This window comes from Myceligenerans indicum (genome assembly GCF_016742955.1).
GTDB classification, from domain to species: Bacteria; Actinomycetota; Actinomycetes; order Actinomycetales; family Cellulomonadaceae; genus Myceligenerans; species Myceligenerans indicum.
Genome location: NZ_JABBYC010000002.1, coordinates 171558 through 188965, shown reverse-complemented (window position 1 = coordinate 188965; position 17408 = coordinate 171558). Strand labels below are relative to the sequence as shown.

Below are 17408 nucleotides of genomic sequence, written 5' to 3'. Positions count from 1 at the left end.
ATGACTGCTACCACCGATCTGACCACGGATCACTCACGCGCCGTGGCCGACGGCGCCCACACCCATTCGCCGGGTGCAGCGTCGGCGGCCCCCCAGGGCTCCCGCGCCGAACGCCTCACCTCGTTCTCCCTGGACGACATCCCCGTGCCCACCGGGCGCGAGGAGGAGTGGCGCTTCTCCCCGGTCGCACGCATCCAGCCGCTGTTCGACGGCGGCCTGGTGACCGCCGGCGCGGACGGCTCCGGCGTGCGGGTGACGGTCGAGGCCGCCCCCGAGGTGAAGGTCGAGACCGTCGGGCGCGACGACGCCCGCCTCGGCCGGGCCGGCAAGCCCGGCGACCGCACCGGCGTCACCGCCTGGAACGCGTTCACCGAGGCCACGGTCGTGACCGTGCCCGCCGAGGCCACCCCGGCCGACGTCACCTCCGTGCGGTTCGACGGGGACCAGGGCGCGGCAGCCGTGCCGTCAGCAGCGCACGTGCTCGTCAAGGCCGAGCGCCACGCCGAGGCCGTCGTCGTCATCGACCACGCGGGCGTCGCCACGCTCAACCAGACGGTCGAGATCGACGTCGCCGACGGCGCGCACCTGACCGTCGTGTCCGTCCAGGACTGGGCCGACGGCGCCGTGCACACCTCCAGCCACCGGGCCCGCATCGGCCGCGACGCCAAGCTCAAGCACGTCGTGGTCACGTTCGGCGGCGACGTCGTGCGCGTCACCCCCGACGCCGAGTTCACCGGCGAGGGCGGCGAGGTCGAGATGGTCGGCCTGTACTTCGCCGACTCCGACCAGCACCAGGAGCACCGCCTCTTCGTCGACCACGCCGTGCCGCGCTGCAAGTCCCGCGTCACCTACAAGGGCGCCCTGCAGGGCTCCGGCGCCCACACCGTCTGGGTGGGCGACGTCCTCATCCAGGCCGAGGCCGAGGGCACCGACACCTACGAGCTCAACCGCAACCTCGTCCTCACCGACGGCGCGCGCGCGGACTCCGTGCCCAACCTCGAGATCGAGACCGGTGAGATCGACGGCGCCGGACACGCGTCGGCGACCGGCCGGTTCGACGACGAGCAGCTCTTCTACCTCATGGCCCGCGGCATCCCCGAGACGGACGCCCGCCGCCTGGTGGTTCGCGGCTTCTTCGCCGAACTCATCCAGGAGATCGGCGTCGCCTCCGTCGAGGAGCGCCTCATCGCCTCCATCGAGGCCGAGCTGGAGAAGTCCATGAGCGTCATCACCGGCGAGGCGGACCCCGCCACCGAGACGGACGCGGAGTGACCTGCTCGTGACGTTCCAGACCGCGTGCCTCACCGACGACCTTTCCCCCGAGGAGGCCATGCTCGTCGAGCTCGACGGCGTCGACGGAGCCCCCGTGCCCGTCGCCCTGGTCCGCGACGCGGACGGCGACTACCACGCCCTCAGCGACATCTGCTCCCACGGGCAGGTGTCGCTGTCCGACGGCGAGGTCGAGGGCTGCCTCGTCGAGTGCTGGCTGCACGGCTCACAGTTCGACGTGCGCACCGGCCATCCCGTCCAGCTCCCCGCGATCCGGCCCGTGCCCGTCTACCCCGTGAAGATCGACAGCGGCAAGGTGCTCATTGACATCGGCTGACATCGACGGGAATCCCGGCAGCCCCTGATCGCCCGGCGGCGCGAGCGCCGGCCGAACCACCCGGCCGGCGCCACCACTACCGCCGTCGTCCACAACACGAAGCTTCCGCAAGAACCTGGAGAGAACGTATGTCCACCCTCGAGATCCGCGACCTGCACGTCAGCGTCGAGACCAAGGAAGGCCCCAAGCAGATCCTGCGCGGCGTCGACCTGACCATCACCTCCGGCCAGACCCACGCCATCATGGGCCCCAACGGTTCGGGCAAGTCGACCCTCGCCTCGGCGCTCGCCGGCCACCCCAAGTACCAGGTGACCTCCGGCACCGTCACGCTGGACGGCGAGGACGTCCTGGCCATGACCGTCGACGAGCGGGCCCGCGCCGGCCTGTTCCTGGCGATGCAGTACCCGGTCGAGGTGCCGGGCGTGTCGGTGGCGAACTTCCTGCGCACCGCGAAGACCGCCATCGACGGCGAGGCCCCGAAGCTGCGCACCTGGGGCAAGGAGGTCAAGGAGGCGATGGGCAACCTGCGCATCGACTCCGCCTTCTCCGAGCGCTCGGTGAACGAGGGCTTCTCCGGCGGTGAGAAGAAGCGGCACGAGATCCTGCAGATGGAGCTGTTCAAGCCGCACTTCGCGATCCTCGACGAGACCGACTCCGGCCTCGACGTGGACGCGCTGCGCATCGTGTCCGAGGGCGTGAACCGCGCCAAGGAGAACACGGACGTCGGCGTGCTGCTCATCACGCACTACACGCGCATCCTGCGGTACATCAAGCCGGACTTCGTGCACGTCTTCGTCGACGGCCGCATCGCCGAGGAGGGCGGCCCGGAGCTGGCCGAGCGCCTGGAGGAAGAGGGCTACGACAAGTACGTCGGCGCGGCGGCCCCGGCCTCCGTCTGACGTACGGCGCGGCCGGGCGACCGGCCGCGCGATCGGCCGCCCGGTCCGTGGACCGGCGCGCGGCGGCCGATCACCCACCAGGCCGGTCACGCGAGGACCGGCCGGACGGCGGCTCGTCCGCCGGGAGAGCATCGGTGCCGAGGAGAGATCATGACCACCACTGAAGTAGGGGCCGGGCGGGCCGCCCGCACCTTCACACCCGCCGAGCTGGCGGCCGTCCGGGCGGACTTCCCGCTGCTCGGACGCACGGTGCGCGACGGTAAACCTCTCGTCTATCTCGACTCGGCGGCGACGTCGCAGAAGCCGCAGGTGGTGCTCGACACCGAGGTGGACTTCTACGAGCAGCGCAACGCCGCCGTGCACCGCGGCGCGCACGCGCTGGCGGAGGAGGCCACCGAGGCGTTCGAGCACGCACGTGAGCAGGTCGCGGCCCTGGTGGGTGTCGAGGCCGACGAGATCGTGTGGACGGCCGGCGCCACGATGGGGATCAACCTCGTGGCCACGGGTATCCAGAACGCGACGCTCGGGCGTGGGGGAGCCGCCGCGGAGCAGTTCCGGATCGGGCCGGGCGACGAGATCCTCGTGACCGAGGCCGAACACCACTCCAACCTCGTGCCGTGGCAGGAGCTCGCGGCCCGCACGGGTGCGACGCTGCGGTGGATCCCGGTGAGGGAGGACGGGCGGCTCGACCTGTCCGGGCTCGATGACCTGGTCACCGAGCGGACCCGCGTGGTGGCCTTCGCCCACGTGTCCAACGTGACCGGGGCCGTGGCACCGGTGGCCCGGATCGCCGCCGCCGCGCGCGACGCCGGTGCGCTCACCGTGCTCGACGCCTGCCAGTCCGTGCCGCACCGCCCGGTCGACTTCCACGCGCTGGACGTCGACTTCGCGGTGTTCTCCGCGCACAAGACGCTCGGCCCCACGGGGGTCGGCGCGCTGTACGGGCGGCGTGAGCTGCTGGAGGCGCTGCCGCCGGTCACCACGGGCGGGTCCATGGTGGAGGTGGTGACCATGGAGGCCACCACGTTCGCCCCGCCGCCGCTGAAGTTCGAGGCGGGCACGCAGATGGTCGCGCAGGCCGTCGGCTTCGGCGCTGCCGCCGACTACCTGCGTGAGCTCGGCATGGACGCGGTGGCCGCACACGAGGCGGAGCTGGCGGAGGAACTGCTGAAGATCGGGGAGATCCCGGGCGTGCGGGTGCTCGGGCCGGAGACGGTCGGAACGCTCGGGGAGGACGCCGGCCCGGAGGCCGGGCTGCCGGACCGTGTCGCGGCCGTGTCGTTCGTGGTCGACGGCGTGCACGCGCACGACGTCGGGCAGGTGCTGGACGACGCCGGGATCGCCGTGCGGGTGGGGCACCACTGCGCGCAGCCGTTGCACCGGCGGTTCGGGCTGGCCGCCTCGGCACGGGCGTCGGCGGCCGTGTACACGACTCTCGACGAGGTCACCGCCTTCCGGGAAGCGTTGGCGGGGGTCCGGGCGTTCTTCGGAGAGGAATGAGCCGGGTTCGCCGCGCGGGCGGCCGGTGGGGGAGCGGTCGGCGGTCGTCGCCGGCGGCTCCCGCGACGGCCGGACGCCCGGCAGGACCGGGCGCCGGACGCCCGCGCGGCGTTACGGTGGACGAGAACTTCGGAAAGGGACAGGCGTGAGCTCGCTCGAGCAGATGTACCAGCAGGTGATCCTGGATCACGCGAAGCACCCGGTGGGCCGGGGGCTGATCGACGTGGACGCCGACCACCTGCACGGGGAGTCGCACCAGGTGAACCCGACCTGCGGGGACGAGGTGACCCTGCGGGTCGACGTCGTGCCCGGGGCCGAGGGAGAGCCCGCGCGGGTGGCCGGCGTGTCCTGGGAGGGTCAGGGCTGTTCCATCTCGCAGGCGTCGGTGTCCGTGATGACCGAGCTGGTCAGCGACCAGCCGCTGGACGAGGTGGCGCGCCTGGACGGGCTCTTCCACGACCTCATGAGCTCCCGCGGCAAGGGGCTCGACGACGAGGACCGTGAGGACGACCTCGGCGACGCCACCGCCTTCACCGGGGTGTCGAAGTACCCCGCCCGGATCAAGTGCGCGCTGCTCGGCTGGGCGGCGCTCAAGGACTCGCTGGTGCGCAGCGGCGCGTCGGCCACCAACGACTGAAGGACGGACATGACCGAGGGAACCACGACCGACGTCGGGCAGGAAGCGCCCGAGGCGCCCGTGACCGAGGCGCCCGTGACGGAGGCGCCCGTGGCGGAGGCTGCGGCCGCGGCCGGTGCGCCCGCGAACGTCGCCGACGTCGAGGAGGCGCTGCGCGACGTGATCGACCCCGAGCTGGGGATCAACGTCGTCGACCTGGGCCTCGTCTACGGGGTGCAGCTCGACCAGAACAGCTTCGCCACCATCGACATGACCCTCACGTCCGCGGCCTGCCCGCTGACCGACGTGATCGAGGACCAGTCCGCGCAGGCCCTGGAGGGCATCGTGACCGGCCACCGCATCAACTGGGTGTGGATGCCGCCGTGGGGTCCGGAGAAGATCACGGACGAGGGCAAGGAGCAGCTGCGGATGTTGGGGTTCAACGTCTGAGAGGTGGTGGGGTCGGGCGGTAGGTCCCTGAACTGGGGAAATGCCGTCTGACCTGCTGGTTCTCTCTCGGGCCTGCGGGACGGAAGCGGACAGAACAAGATGGCGGCAGAGGCCTGGCTCGACGACGAGCGGATCCTCATTGACCGTGGAGAGTGGAAGCCGCCGGAAGTCCGTGAGCGCGAGGGACTCCTGGCGCAACAGCGAGCGATCACGTTCGCAGAGTGGGCCGAGCGGATCGAGGCTGGTCGGATCGAGGCCGGTCGGGGGCATCTGCCGTTGTTGCTGGCATCTATGGTGGTGTTGGGCTGTGCGGTGCTTGATGCCGCCCTTGTCGCACGGCACCAAGCACCCGGCACCAAGCACCGTTCGCGTCGGGTGCGAGTGCCGCACCCATGCTGCTTGGACGCGGTGGCCTGCTGTGGCAGGTCGCTGCGGCCGGAGCGGTCAGGACTTGATGAATTCGAGCAGGTCGGCGTTGATGACGTCGGCGTGCGTGGTGGGCATGCCGTGCGGGAAGCCCGCGTACGTCTTCAGGGTGCCGTTCTGCAGGAGCTCGGCCGACAACGGTGCCGAGTCGGCGTACGGGACGATCTGGTCGTCGTCGCCGTGCATGACCAGCACCGGGACCGTGATCTTGCGCAGGTCGTCGGTGAAGTCGCTCTCCGAGAACGCCTTGATGCCGTCGTAGTGGGCCTTGGCTCCGCCCGTCATGCCCTGGCGCCACCAGTTACGCACCAGCGGCTCGCGCATCTCCACCCCCGGCCGGTTGAAACCGTAGAACGGTCCAGAGGCCAGAGACACGTAGAACTCCGACCGGTTGGCCGCGAGCTGGTTGCGCAGGTCGTCGAAGACGCTGCGGGGAAGGCCGCCGGGGTTGGCCTCGGTCTGCAGCATCAGCGGCGGGATCGCGGAGATGATGGCGGCCTTGGCCACGCGGGACTCGCCGTGCCGGGCGATGTAGTGGATCACCTCGCCGCCACCGGTGGAGTGCCCGACGTGCACGGCGTCCTGCAGGTCCAGGTGCGCCGTGACCGCGGCCAGGTCGTCGGCGTAGTGGTCCATGTCGTGACCGTCGCCGACCTGCGTGGAGCGGCCGTGGCCGCGTCGGTCGTGCGCGATGACCCGGTAGCCCTGCTGGACGAAGAACAGCATCTGCGTGTCCCAGTCGTCCGCCGACAGCGGCCAGCCGTGGCTGAACACGATCGGCTGCCCCGTCCCCCAGTCCTTGTAGAAGATCTCGACGCCGTCGTTGGTGGTAATCGTTGGCATTGTTCCGTCTCCGTTGGTTGTGCGAGGAGCTGCCCTTCTTGAGCGGGCTCCGGTTGTCGGTGTGCTCAGCTGCCGGACGAGATGTCGATGACCACCTTTCTGTTGATCGTGCCCGCCACCAGCACCTGCCCCGGTCCGGTGTCCCGCCCGGATCAGCGGGTCAGGAAGCTGAGCAGAGCGGCATTGACCTCCTCGGGGTAGGACCAGGCGATGCTGTGTGGCCCATCCCTGATGGTGACCAACTCCAGGTCCTTGATCAGGCCGGGCAGCCGTGCGGCGGTGGCATGGAAGGGCAAGAGCCGGTCGGCGTCGCCATGGACGAGCAGGACCGGCACGTCAATCCAAGGAAGGTCGGCACGGAAGTCTGTCAGCCATGTGTCCACACAGGCGTAGGTGGCGATCGGGGAGGCGCTGACCCCGGCCCTGAAGCTGCTCAGCCGCGCCTGCTCACCGGCCCGGCGGCCGGCTTCGAGGCCGACGCCGAAGAAGTCGTCCAGATACCGCCTGATGAATGCGGGCCGGTCGTGCAGGACTGCCGCCTTGATGCGGTCGAAGACCGACTTGTCGACGCCGTCCGGGTTGTCGCCGGTCTTGAGCAGAAAGGGCGGGATCGCGCTCAGCAGCACCGCCTTGCTCACCCGTGCCGACCCGTAGGTGCTCAGGTAGCGGGTGATCTCGCCGGTGCCCATCGCGTGGCCGACCAGGATGGTGCTCTCGAGCTGAAGGTGGTTCAGCAGGCCGTCGAGATCGGCGGCGAAGGTGTCGTAGTCGTAGCCGCCCGATGGTCTGGCCGACTGGCCAAAGCCTCGCCGGTCGTAGGTGATCACCCGGAATCCGGCCCGCAGGAGGGCGTGCTCCTGCTTCTCCCACGAGCGGCCGTCGAGGGGGTAGCCATGGATCAGGACGACGGCCTGGCCGCTCCCGTGGTCCTCGTAGTAGATGTCGATCTGGGCTGAGTTCTCGCGGTCGACCGTCACGTTGGCCATGGCGTCGTCCTTGCCGGCGGTGCGACCCGGGCAGGTGGAGCCGGGAACTGGCGGCGTGCGACTGCGACGAGGGTGCGGACGCCGATACCGCCGATCAGCGCGGTCACCACCGCGAGGACTACGTACTCGTAGAACTGTGCACCGGCCGGTGACAGCTGTGCGACCCAGTGGATCACGGTGGTCGCCACCGCGGCCCAGCTGAAGGTGAACGCCCAGGTGCTGCTCGCGAACGGCAGTCGCACGAACGCGGGGAGCAGGCGGAGCTGGGCCAGGACCATGAGCAGGCCGTAGCCCGCGAAGAGGGAAACCACCGGGGTGACCCGGTCGCCGTACAGGCTGAACCAGGCCAGGGTCGCCACCGCGGCGGGGGCGACCTCGATGGCCATCGTGGGGAGCAGTGCAGGTGGCAGCGGCGGGCGAAAGAGCAGCCGCCCCAGGATGAGCGAGCCGAGGACGAGCCAGCAGATCATGCCGAGCCCGAACATGACCTCGCCCAGCTGGTGCTGTCCTACCTGGGCTGCCGCTCTGGCGGCGAGCAGTCCGCCCGCCACCGTGGGGAGGAAGTGGCCAGGATGGAACTGATCCAGGCGGACGCCCCGGTACATCCACTGGCCGGTGAACCATGCGCCGAGCACGATGGTGAGTACCAGGAAGACGTCCACGACGAGTCGCCCCGCTGTGGGAGCCCGCGGGTACAGTCCATCGGCCGCCAGCACCATCGGCACGATGGTGAACAGCGAGGCGAACGGCGCCCTGACCGGATCAACCAGGTCGCTCACGATGCTTCTGGCCGCAAGCGCGTATCGCAGGTAGCTCCCGGTCACGAGCAGCCATGTCAGAGCCGCCAGCAAGAGCAGGATCGCGCCGACACCGGGCCAGGCATGCCCCTGGTGGGCGACGGCCAGCCAGGCGCCGGCGAGGCCGGTCAGGCCGAACGGGATACCGAAGAGGTTGAGCGGGATGGACCTTGCGGTCATGACAGGCTCCGAGTCTCGCGCCGATCTGCCGTGTGAACCATCCGGTGGGTGACGGGTTGCTTCACCTCACGGCATTACCGTGCAACAGTGGCGCGAGTCGACGCGCCGTCGCATCCGTGGTGCCCCCAGTCCGATCACGGGTAGACCGCGAGACGCGGTCCCGTTGCCGGGGTGGCGATCAGCTGTTGGAGAGAAGAACACCGAGCCCGGTACGGGACGTCACACCGGTCTTGGCGAAGACCTTGCTCAGGTGGTACTCGACGGTACGAGCGCTGATGAACAGCTGGCTGCCGACCTCGGAGTTGGTGAGCCCGTCACTCGCCAGCCGGACGATCTGAGCTTCACGTGGCGTCAGGTGGTTGCCGGTGGCGATGGTCTGACGATGGGCGGTCTCTCCGCTGGCTCGCAGCTCCCGTGCCGCGCGCTCTGCGAAAGCTTCTGCTCCCATGGCCGTGAACTGCTCGTGTGCGGTGCGCAGCTGCTCACGGGCGTCGAGCCGGCGGCGTTCGCGCCGTAGCCACTCACCGTAGAGAAGATGGGCGCGGGCAGCTTCTGAGCGCAGTCGGGTGCGACTGAGCCGGTCGATGGCTTCCCGGTACAACTCCTCGGCCTGATGTCCCTTGGTGAGAAGGGCACGCGAGCGGGCCTCGATACCTGGTCCCCAGTCCGTGGTGCTCGCCTGGGTCGTCTCGGTCACCGCTTCCAGCGCCTGGTGCGCGAGGTCCTGGTCGCCGCACCGAGCCGCTGCCTCTACGAGCTCTGTGGGGGCCCACTGCCGTGCCGCGCCGTTCGCCGGCGGGTCGGCGCTGGCTTGCTGGGCGGCCGCCCGGGCATCGGCGTACCGGCCCAGACCGTTGTAGAGGATCGCGCTCACCCACTGGATGACCGTCAGCCCGACCCCCTCGCCTCGCTTCATGGCCTGCGCACGGCTCACGTGGATGAGTTCCGCCGCCTCCGGCTCACGGCCCCGCCACGCGGCGAGAGCGAGCGCCCCGTAGTTGGTGACCTGGATCTGGGTCGCCGTCGTGATGACGTCCACCTCCTGGCTCAGCGTCTCGGCTTCGTCCAGCTCTCCTTCGAAGAGGTGGACCATGATGCGCGAGTTCAATGCCAGAGGGAGGACCGACAGCGCCCCGGTGTCGCGTGCCAGGCGTACGTGGTGCTCCGAGAGCCTGCGTGTGGCCGTGTCGTCCCACTGCGCCACCGCGTTTCCGAAGGCGAGCCACAGCCAGCGGATCTCCTCCTCGACGGGGATGCCGCCGTCCAGGGAAGCCTTGAGCGCTCTCTGCATCGCCGGCGCCGCGGCACGCGCGTCGCCCCCGGTGAACAAGGCCACGGCGTCGAGGAGCAGGTCGGCCAGCGTGGGAACGCCCGGGGGAGGGGGCGCGTCCTTGGCCGCCGCCGCGACGTCCAGGAGCGCGGCTCCCTGTGTCAGCCGCCCGGCGAACATCGCCGAGGAGAGCGCCTGCAGGTAGGCCTCGCGTGCGAGCGGTACGTCCAGGGGTTCGAGCTGGCGGGCAGCCTGCAGCAGCAGTGGCGGAACGAGGTTGCCGTGGTTGGAGGTGAAGGCGATCTGGGCGCGCAACAGGGAAGCGCGAGCACGTTCCAGCGGGCCGAGCGGCCCGGCCGTTGCTGCCGTCAGGAGCTCGCTCGCGGCTTCGGGTGCGCCGGCTTCCTCGCTGGCCCATGCCGCGGCCAGCGCCCGCTCGGCTCGGCGCCCGGGTTCCGGGGTGAGCTCGGCCGCCCGTCTCATGAACGCCGCGGCCGCAGCCCGGCCCCCGCGCGCCTGCGCGCGTCCGGCTGAATGCTCCAGTTCGCCGGCAGTCTCCTCGTTCGGCTCGGCCGCGGCGTGCGCGTGGTGCCACGCACGCCGGTCCGGGTCGGTCGCGGCATCGGTCACCTCGGCCAAGGCGCCGTGCACCCTCATGCGTTCCTCTGGTGTGGCCGCACGGTAGACCGCGGACCGGACGAGCGGGTGCCGAAAACGCACGCGCAAGCCGAGATCGATCAGGTCGGCCGCTGGAGCGGTGGCCGAGGCCGCGGACTTGATACCGAGCCGAAGCGCCGCGCGCCGGACCAGCACGGGGTCGCCCAGCGGTTCGGCGGAGGCCAGGAGCAGCAGCAGCCGGGTGTCCGGGGGCAGCGGAGCCAGTCTCCGGCGGAAGGTGTCTTCGAGACGCCCAGGTAGTGCCTGCGCCGTCAGCAGCCCGAAGCCGCCGGCCAGCTCGTCGTGCGCCAGACTGCGCGGCAGCTCGAGAAGCGCCAGCGGGTTGCCGTGGGCCTCGGCGATGATCCGATCGCGTACTTGCTCGTCCAGAGGACCTCGGATCACCGTGCTGAGCAACTCTCGCGCTTCGCCCTCGTTCAGGGCGCCGACCTGTAGTTGCGGAAGCCCGGAAAGTTCGTCGGCAGCGCCGGCTGTCCGCGCGCCGAAGAGACACGCCACTGACTCGGCGTCCAGTCGTCGTGCCACGAAGGCCAGGACCTGGGCGGAAACGCGATCCAGCCACTGGGCGTCGTCCACCACACAGAGAAGCGGCTGTTCTTCGGCGGCCACCGACAGCAGGCTGAGCACCGCCACGCCCACCAGGAAGCGATCCGGGGGCGGGCCCGCATGCACGCCGAACGCTGTTCCGAGAGCATCGCGCTGAGGTTGTGGCACCGCGTCGAGGAGGCCGAGCAGCGGCATGCACAACTGGTGCAGCGCCGCGTACGGCAGCTCCATCTCCGACTGGATGCCCAGAGCCGACACCACACGGCATCCGGGTGCGTTGTCCATGAGGTGCAGCAGGAGCGCCGACTTGCCCACTCCGGGCTCCCCGCGGACCACCAGGGACTGACTCTTTCCGACGCGGACGGCGCCGATCAGAAGGTTGAGCCTCTCGCACTCCGCCTGCCGACCCACGAGCGGCCGGCTACGTCGCCCGGTGGGCTCGACGAATCCGCCTGTTGTCGCGATGCTCGTCCCTGCCCCGTGAGACGCGCCACCCGGACCTCGGAGCATATTCGGTATCGTAGCGGGCCCGCGCGTCGACGCGCTGACCGGCGCCGCCCTGCCCCTGCTGGTGCTGCTCACCGGGGCGTCCGGCCCTGCCGTGTGAGGGCACGTCACCCCGATCGACGCCGGACCCCTGCCCCCCCCGGGCCCGGCGATCTGCGCCTCCCGACGTCTTCCGGTCGCGGTCCGGTGCACCTCTCGGCGGTGGACCTTTGCCGGGAACTCACACCACGTGCTCGGCACCCGTTGCCGACTTCAGCCGGCGGGCCCGGAGCTTCTTGCGGTGCCTGGTCGAGATCGGGTCGGCCAGGCGTGGCGCGAGCGGTCCGAGTGCGGCCAGGATCAGCACGTAGGCGGCGGCCATCGAGCCCAGCTGCGGGTCGAGTCCGGCTGAGACTCCGAGGCCGGCGATGACGATGGAGAACTCTCCGCGGGGAAGGAGCAGCAGCCCGGCGCGCAGCCGGCCGGTGAAGGCCGAGCCGGTCCGACGCGCCGCCCACCAGCCGGTGGCGAACTTCGTGCCGACCGTCACGACCGCCAGACCTGCGGCCACGGCGAGCACGGGCGGCAGGGACTGCGGGTCGGTCTGCAGGCCGAAGTTGACGAAGAAGACGGCCGCGAACAGGTTCTTGAGCGGTGTCAGGACCCGCTCGGCCTGGTGCGAGACCTCGCCGGAGAGCGCGATACCGACGAAGAACGCGCCGACGGCGGCCGAGACGTGGACCTGCTCGGCGAGCCCGGCGACAACCAGGATCACGCCGAGAACCTTGAGCATGAGGATCTCGTCGTTGGGTGACGCGAGAAACCGCGAGAGCAGGCTTCCGCCGCGGGAGGCGATCAGGAACGCGGCACCGACGGCGAGCAGGGCCAGCGCGAGACCCCAGGCGGCCTGTGCGAATGCCAGCCCGGCGAGGATCGTGGTGACGATCGGCAGGTAGATCGCCATGACGAGGTCCTCGGCCACGAGCAGCGAGAGGACGGTCGGGGTCTCCCGGTTGCCGAGCCAGCCCAGGTCGGTCATGACCTTGGCGATGATGCCGGAGGACGAGATGTACGTGACGCCGCCGAACACGACGGCGGCCAGCGGACCCCAGCCGAGCAGCAGCGCGCAGATCACACCGGGTGCGGCGTTCAGGAGCAGATCGACGACCGCGCCCCGCCAGGAGGTGCGCATGGTCCCGACCAGTTCGCGCGGCGTGTACTCCAGCCCGATCGTGAACAGGAGCAGGACGATGCCGATCTCCGCCCCGATGTCGAGAAACGCCGTGATCTCCCCGAGATCGTGGACGCCTCCGACCCCGAACGCCAGTCCTCCGAGCAGGTAGAGCGGGATGGCTGAGATCCCGAAGCGACCGGCGGCCGCACCCAGGACGCCCAGGCCCAGAATGACCAGCCCGAGCTGCAGAAAGACCTCGACGAGATGGTGCAAGGCCTACTCGAGCCCGCGCAGGATGCGGCTGACCTTGGCGACCGCCTCCTCGGTGCCGATCGTCACCAGGCGGTCGCCGACGTGCAGGACCGTCGACGGCGAGGGCCCGGTCTCGACACCCGAGTCACGGATGATCGCCACGACGGAGGCGCCGGTGCGGGTACGCGCCCGGGTGTCACCGAGTGGCCGGTCCGCAAAGGGGCTGGTCGGCTCGACCAGGAGCTGCCGTGACACGAGGTTGTCGATCTCGTGATGCAGCCGGTTGAGCTTCTCGATGACGCGGGCGCCACCAAGTAGCTCGCCCATGGCCCCTGACTCGTCGGCGTCGAGGTTGATGCACTCGAGAGCCGAGTCGGGGTCGTCGGGGTCGTAGAGAATGAAGTCACGGCGGCCGTCGCGGTGGGCGACGACGCCCAGGCGCACTCCCCGCTTGGTCTCGAACTCGAAGCGGACACCGATCCCGGGTAGCTCCGTGCGCTCAACGTCCACGGTCAATCCCTCCATTCGCCATTGCGTCGTCGTGCCGGGTGGCCCTCGCCGCGTCGTCGTGCACTGTTCAGCTCAGGGCGCGGAGCTGCTCCCGGCCCACGGGGTCGATGGCGTCGTCGAAGTCGTGGTGCGTCGAGAGCCATTTCTTCACGTAGGGGCAGACGGGCACGATGCGGTATCCCGCCTGGATGCTGGTGCTCAGTGCGGTGCGCGTGAGCGTACTGGCCAGACCGCGGCCTCCGAACTCGTCGAAGACCACCGTGTGGTAAAAGATGCGCTGGTTGTCGCCCAGGTCCTTGTAGACGGAGAACCCGGCCGGGGTGTCGTCGACGAGCACGTCGAAGCGGCTCTCGTCAGGGTTGTCTCGGACGGTCACTTCTTGCTGGTCCTGCTCGTTCATCTCTTCGGTCCTCTCGTGACAGGTTTCTCGTCGTGCAGTGCTACGGCTCGAGGTCCAGGTGCCGACGTAGTGCCTCGGTGAACTCGTCGACCTGCGCGAACTGTTCCGGGGTGAGCGCGTCGACGAAGAGCTCGTGCACGTCGCGAAGGTGGGGCACCGAGCCGTGCCGGAACGTTTCCGCACCGAGGTCGGTCAGTCGCACGTCGATGCCGTGGACATCGTCGGGGCACGGCGCTCGGTGGACGAGCCCGCGCTTCTCCATCCGCCCCAGGTGGTGTGACAGCCGGCTGCGTTGCCAGCCGATCAGCGCGGCCAGCTCGGAGGAGCGCAGTGTCCTCCGGTCCGCCTCGCTCAGCTCGAGCAGTACTCGATAGTCGGCGGAGGACAGGGACGACTCGCTCTGCAGGCGTCCCTCCAGGCGGGTGCGCAATGCGTCGGCCGTCTCGATGTAGTTGCGCCAGATGCGCAGCTGCTCGCGCGTGGGCATCGCGCGACGCTTCTCCTGAGCCATAGGACCCTCCGGGAATTGACACGTCAACTCTGCACGATACAGGATTGACATGTCAATCCAATCGGGATGAGTCCCGGATCCCACGAGGAGCGAACCCATGACCGACCGCACCACCGTCCAGTTCGGCATCGACAGTTTCGGTGACCTGCCCCGTGACGACCAGGGCGACGTCGTCTCCCACGGTCAGGCGATCCGCGCCGTCGTGGACGAGGCGGTGCTCGCCGACCAGACCGGCGTGGACGTCATCGCCCTCGGCGAGCACCACCGCCCCGAGTTCTCGATCTCCACCCCGGAGACGGTGCTGGCAGGCATCGCGACCCGCACCGAGCGCATCCGCCTCGCCTCGGGTGTGACCGTCCTGTCCTCCGACGACCCGGTGCGCGTCTTCCAGCGCTTCGCTACCGTCGACGCGCTCTCGAGCGGGCGCGCCGAGGTGATCCTGGGCCGCGGCTCGTTCACCGAATCCTTCCCGCTGTTCGGCTACGACCTGGCCGACTACGAGATCCTGTTCGAGGAGAAGATCGACCTGTTCCACAAGCTGCTGGACGAGGGTCCGGTCACGTGGGAGGGCACCACGCGGGCGGCCCTCGCGGGCGCCGACGTGTTCCCCAAGACGGAGTCCGGCCGGCTGACGACCTGGGTCGGCGTGGGTGGCTCGCCGCAGTCGGTCATCCGCACCGCGCAGTACGGGTTCCGGCTCATGCTCGCGATCATCGGTGGCACGCCCGACAGGTTCGCCCCGTACGTCGACCTGTACCGGCGTGCCACGGACCAGCTCGGCACGACCGCCTACCCGGTCGGGGTGCACTCACCCGGATTCGTCGCCGCGACCGACGACGACGCCAAGCGCCTCTTCTACCCGGGGTACAAGGAGATGCGCGACCGCATCGGTGCACTGCGCGGCTGGCCGCCCCTGCGTCGCGAGGAGTTCGACGCCGAGGTCGAGGGCGGATCCCTGTACGTCGGTTCCCCCGAGACCGTCGCGCGCAAGATGGCCCGCACCATCGGTGCGCTCGACGTCGGGCGCTTCGACCTGATCTACTCCGCCGCGGGCGCCGTCTCCGCGAGCGACCGGCTGCGCGCCGTCGAGATGTACGGCACCGAGGTGATCCCGATGGTGCGTGAGCTGCTCGCCGACGAGCCCAGCACGCTGGAGGCGGCGCGATGATCGCGCGTACGACCGCGCGCACCATCGGCGTTCTCGGCGCAGGCAAGGTGGGCACGGTCCTGGCCCGCCTCGCCCTCGCCGCCGGGTACCGGGTCCTTGTCGCGGGGTCGGGGGACCCCTCGAAGATCGCCCTCACCGTCGACGTCCTGACGCCCGGTGCCACCGCCGTCCGGGCCGTCGACGCCGCACGGGAGGCCGACGTCGTGATCCTCGCCCTCCCGCTCGGCAAGTACCGCGCCGTCCCGGCCGACGAGCTGCGCGGCAAGCTCGTCGTCGACGCCATGAACCACTGGTGGGAGGTCGACGGGCCTCGCGAGCGGGTCCTCGAGCCCGGTGTCTCGTCCAGCGAGCAGGTGCAGAAGTTTCTCGACGGCGCACACGTGGTCAAGGCCCTCAACCACATGGGGTATCACGACCTGGAGGACGGTGCCCGACCTGCCGGAACACCGGGCCGCAAGGCGATCGCGGTCGCCGGTGACCGGACGGCGGACGTCGCCGAGGTGGCTGTGCTCGTCGACGACCTGGGCTTCGACCCCGTACTGATCGGACCGCTCGCCGAGGGTGCCCGGCTCGAGCCGGGCACCGCCACCTTCGGCGTGAACGTCCAGGCAGCCGATCTGCGACTTCTGACCGAGGGGGTCGTGCCGAGCCCGTAGGCGGATGACCGTGCGCAGCTCCAGGTCGTGGACCTGCCTCAGGACAGAGATGGAATGACAACCCGAGTCGAGGAGTGGTTCAGGTGAGCAACACTGCACGGCACAGAGGACGTGGTCATCACACCGTGGCGCAACCCGCCGGGCCGCACCGAGGGGATCTGAGGAATGTCGCACCATGATTCCTGGCCGCCCACGCCACCTGTCCCGTGACGGGACATCGCCCGAGAGCGTCTACTCGGACGGCCAGCCCCTCAGTGCCAGGTCCGCTGCTTCCTGCAGCTCCAGGCGCGGGACGCCGTTCGCGGCCTGAACGGCGATGCCGTACCCGATCGTGATGACGTAGCGAGCCAGCTGCTCCGGGTCGGCATCGGGTGGCAGATCACGCTCCTCGACGGCGCGCGAGAACCGTTCACGCAACAGGATGACCCCCTCCTCACGCCAGGTGATCAGATCGTCAGGGGCCGTGTGCCCGTCGTCGCCGCCGTCCGGCGCGGTCAGCTCACCCCGGGGCCCGACCGGGTCCTCAGGATGGACGGTTGTCCTGACCGCGCCGGTCAGGTAGGCCACTGCGACCCCGCGGGCGGTCGGCCTCGCCAGCGAGCGGGCGGCGTGGCAGGCCACGCAGGCGGTCCGGTACGACAGCGCCTCGAGCTTCTCGCCCAGCCTGTCGACCGCCAGAGAGAGGTGCCCGTGCCCGGGTTCCAGATGCCTCTGCGCCGTGGGCAGGTGTTCGGCCAACCACAACCCGTGCGCGGCCGGGACCACATGGTCCAGAGCGCCGTGCCACAGCTCGACCGGCACCGTGACGGCGTCGAGGTCGAAACCCCACGGGCCGGTGAGCGCGGCCAGGTCCGCGACCCAGCCCGCGTCCCCTCCCGGCAAGTCGTGGTCCATGTCGACCGCGTCGTCCATGCCGTACCCGGCGGTCAGCACCGCCAGGTCCACCGGTGGCAGCGAGGACGCCGCCTCGGCCGCGACGTCGTCGGGGCCCCCGGCGTCGAACGGTGCGAACGAGGCGACGACCAGCACCCCCTCGACGCTCTCAGGAGCAGCCGCCGCGCTGGCCAGCGCATGCGGACCACCGGCGGACCACCCGACCACCAGGTACCGCTCGACGCCGAGGCGGGTGAGCAGGTAGGCGCAGTCGGCAGCCGTGTCGGCGACGGACCGACCAGCGGCGGGGCTCGACGTGCCGTACCCCGCCCGCGAGTACGTGATCACCCGGAACCCGCGCTCCGTCATCGAACCCAGGATCGTGTCCGTCGGGACGGCCGAGCTCGGCATTCCGTGGTGGAACAGGACGACCGGTCCCGTGCCCGGTCCTTGTACCTCGTACTCGAGATCGCGTCCGTCGGGCAGTCGCAGCAGCTGCACTGGAGTTCTCCGTTACTTGGTGGCCATCTCGCCCACGACGTTCCTTGTGGTCGCAGGCTGCAGATGTCGAGTGATCTCGG

Annotated in this window: 17 protein-coding genes; 8 read left to right on the top strand and 9 right to left on the bottom strand. The window is 70.2% G+C overall.

Annotation, left to right across the window (positions count from 1 at the left end; translation table 11 throughout):
* From sufD to HGK34_RS03120, 6 genes are all read left to right on the top strand, one after another.
* On the top strand, positions 1–1272 hold the full coding sequence (gene sufD, locus HGK34_RS03145; protein WP_201845121.1) for a Fe-S cluster assembly protein SufD: 1272 nt from the start codon (positions 1–3) through the stop codon (positions 1270–1272).
* 7 nt (positions 1273–1279) lie between these two features.
* Entirely contained in the window at positions 1280–1606 is a 327-nt protein-coding gene (locus HGK34_RS03140) for a non-heme iron oxygenase ferredoxin subunit (protein ID WP_201845120.1), read from the top strand.
* A 128-nt stretch (positions 1607–1734) separates the two neighbouring features.
* Positions 1735–2505: a Fe-S cluster assembly ATPase SufC gene (sufC, locus tag HGK34_RS03135; protein ID WP_201845119.1), complete on the top strand. Its 771-nt coding sequence runs from the start codon at positions 1735–1737 to the stop codon at positions 2503–2505.
* A 150-nt stretch (positions 2506–2655) separates the two neighbouring features.
* Positions 2656–4005, top strand: coding sequence for a SufS family cysteine desulfurase (locus tag HGK34_RS03130; protein ID WP_201845118.1), 1350 nt, complete (start codon positions 2656–2658; stop codon positions 4003–4005).
* A gap of 145 nt (positions 4006–4150) precedes the next feature.
* Complete coding sequence (gene sufU, locus HGK34_RS03125; protein ID WP_201845117.1) at positions 4151–4642, top strand: Fe-S cluster assembly sulfur transfer protein SufU; 492 nt, start codon at positions 4151–4153, stop codon at positions 4640–4642.
* A 60-nt stretch (positions 4643–4702) separates the two neighbouring features.
* Entirely contained in the window at positions 4703–5071 is a 369-nt protein-coding gene (locus HGK34_RS03120) for a metal-sulfur cluster assembly factor (RefSeq protein WP_372433063.1), read from the top strand.
* A gap of 444 nt (positions 5072–5515) precedes the next feature.
* On the opposite strand, the gene HGK34_RS03115 is transcribed toward HGK34_RS03120, so the two are convergent.
* From HGK34_RS03115 to HGK34_RS03080, 8 genes are all read right to left on the bottom strand, one after another.
* Complete coding sequence (locus tag HGK34_RS03115) at positions 5516–6340, bottom strand: alpha/beta fold hydrolase (protein WP_201845116.1); 825 nt, start codon at positions 6338–6340, stop codon at positions 5516–5518.
* 152 nt (positions 6341–6492) lie between these two features.
* Complete coding sequence (locus HGK34_RS03110; RefSeq protein ID WP_201845115.1) at positions 6493–7326, bottom strand: alpha/beta fold hydrolase; 834 nt, start codon at positions 7324–7326, stop codon at positions 6493–6495.
* The gene (locus HGK34_RS03105; RefSeq protein WP_201845114.1) at positions 7314–8303 is read right to left on the bottom strand and encodes an SLAC1 family transporter; all 990 of its coding nucleotides are present in this window, start codon (positions 8301–8303) and stop codon (positions 7314–7316) included. Before HGK34_RS03105 ends, HGK34_RS03110 begins: the two co-directional genes overlap by 13 nt.
* A gap of 178 nt (positions 8304–8481) precedes the next feature.
* Positions 8482–11208 (bottom strand): helix-turn-helix transcriptional regulator, encoded by a 2727-nt coding sequence (locus HGK34_RS03100; protein WP_307815695.1) that lies wholly within the window; start codon positions 11206–11208, stop codon positions 8482–8484.
* A 316-nt stretch (positions 11209–11524) separates the two neighbouring features.
* Entirely contained in the window at positions 11525–12730 is a 1206-nt protein-coding gene (locus HGK34_RS03095) for a cation:proton antiporter (protein ID WP_201845112.1), read from the bottom strand.
* 3 nt (positions 12731–12733) lie between these two features.
* The gene (locus HGK34_RS23415) at positions 12734–13219 is read right to left on the bottom strand and encodes a cation:proton antiporter regulatory subunit (protein WP_201845111.1); all 486 of its coding nucleotides are present in this window, start codon (positions 13217–13219) and stop codon (positions 12734–12736) included.
* A gap of 67 nt (positions 13220–13286) precedes the next feature.
* Positions 13287–13619 (bottom strand): GNAT family N-acetyltransferase, encoded by a 333-nt coding sequence (locus tag HGK34_RS03085; protein WP_201845110.1) that lies wholly within the window; start codon positions 13617–13619, stop codon positions 13287–13289.
* 40 nt (positions 13620–13659) lie between these two features.
* Positions 13660–14130 (bottom strand): MarR family winged helix-turn-helix transcriptional regulator, encoded by a 471-nt coding sequence (locus tag HGK34_RS03080; protein ID WP_201845109.1) that lies wholly within the window; start codon positions 14128–14130, stop codon positions 13660–13662.
* 97 nt (positions 14131–14227) lie between these two features.
* Between HGK34_RS03080 and HGK34_RS03075 the strand changes: the two genes are divergently transcribed.
* Together HGK34_RS03075 and HGK34_RS03070 are read left to right on the top strand one after the other, a co-directional pair.
* The gene (locus tag HGK34_RS03075; protein WP_201845108.1) at positions 14228–15298 is read left to right on the top strand and encodes an LLM class flavin-dependent oxidoreductase; all 1071 of its coding nucleotides are present in this window, start codon (positions 14228–14230) and stop codon (positions 15296–15298) included.
* Entirely contained in the window at positions 15295–15954 is a 660-nt protein-coding gene (locus HGK34_RS03070; RefSeq protein WP_201845107.1) for an NADPH-dependent F420 reductase, read from the top strand. The genes HGK34_RS03075 and HGK34_RS03070 overlap by 4 nt, the downstream gene beginning before the upstream one ends.
* 231 nt (positions 15955–16185) lie before the next feature.
* Here the strand turns inward: HGK34_RS03070 and HGK34_RS03065 are convergent, their stop codons facing one another.
* Positions 16186–17328: an alpha/beta fold hydrolase gene (locus HGK34_RS03065; RefSeq protein ID WP_201845106.1), complete on the bottom strand. Its 1143-nt coding sequence runs from the start codon at positions 17326–17328 to the stop codon at positions 16186–16188.
* Between the last annotated feature and the right edge of the window lie 80 nt (positions 17329–17408).

Excerpts from the sequence above, each read along its gene's own strand:
- HGK34_RS03085 (WP_201845110.1), bottom strand. The coding sequence starts at position 13,619 with ATGAACGAGCAGGACCAGCAAGAAGTGACCGTCCGAGACAACCCTGAC.
- HGK34_RS03130 (WP_201845118.1), top strand. The coding sequence starts at position 2,656 with ATGACCACCACTGAAGTAGGGGCCGGGCGGGCCGCCCGCACCTTCACA.
- sufD (WP_201845121.1), top strand. The coding sequence starts at position 1 with ATGACTGCTACCACCGATCTGACCACGGATCACTCACGCGCCGTGGCC.
- sufC (WP_201845119.1), top strand. The coding sequence starts at position 1,735 with ATGTCCACCCTCGAGATCCGCGACCTGCACGTCAGCGTCGAGACCAAG.
- HGK34_RS03115 (WP_201845116.1), bottom strand. The coding sequence starts at position 6,340 with ATGCCAACGATTACCACCAACGACGGCGTCGAGATCTTCTACAAGGAC.
- HGK34_RS03075 (WP_201845108.1), top strand. The coding sequence starts at position 14,228 with ATGACCGACCGCACCACCGTCCAGTTCGGCATCGACAGTTTCGGTGAC.
- HGK34_RS03110 (WP_201845115.1), bottom strand. The coding sequence starts at position 7,326 with ATGGCCAACGTGACGGTCGACCGCGAGAACTCAGCCCAGATCGACATC.
- HGK34_RS03080 (WP_201845109.1), bottom strand. The coding sequence starts at position 14,130 with ATGGCTCAGGAGAAGCGTCGCGCGATGCCCACGCGCGAGCAGCTGCGC.
- HGK34_RS03105 (WP_201845114.1), bottom strand. The coding sequence starts at position 8,303 with ATGACCGCAAGGTCCATCCCGCTCAACCTCTTCGGTATCCCGTTCGGC.
- HGK34_RS03070 (WP_201845107.1), top strand. The coding sequence starts at position 15,295 with ATGATCGCGCGTACGACCGCGCGCACCATCGGCGTTCTCGGCGCAGGC.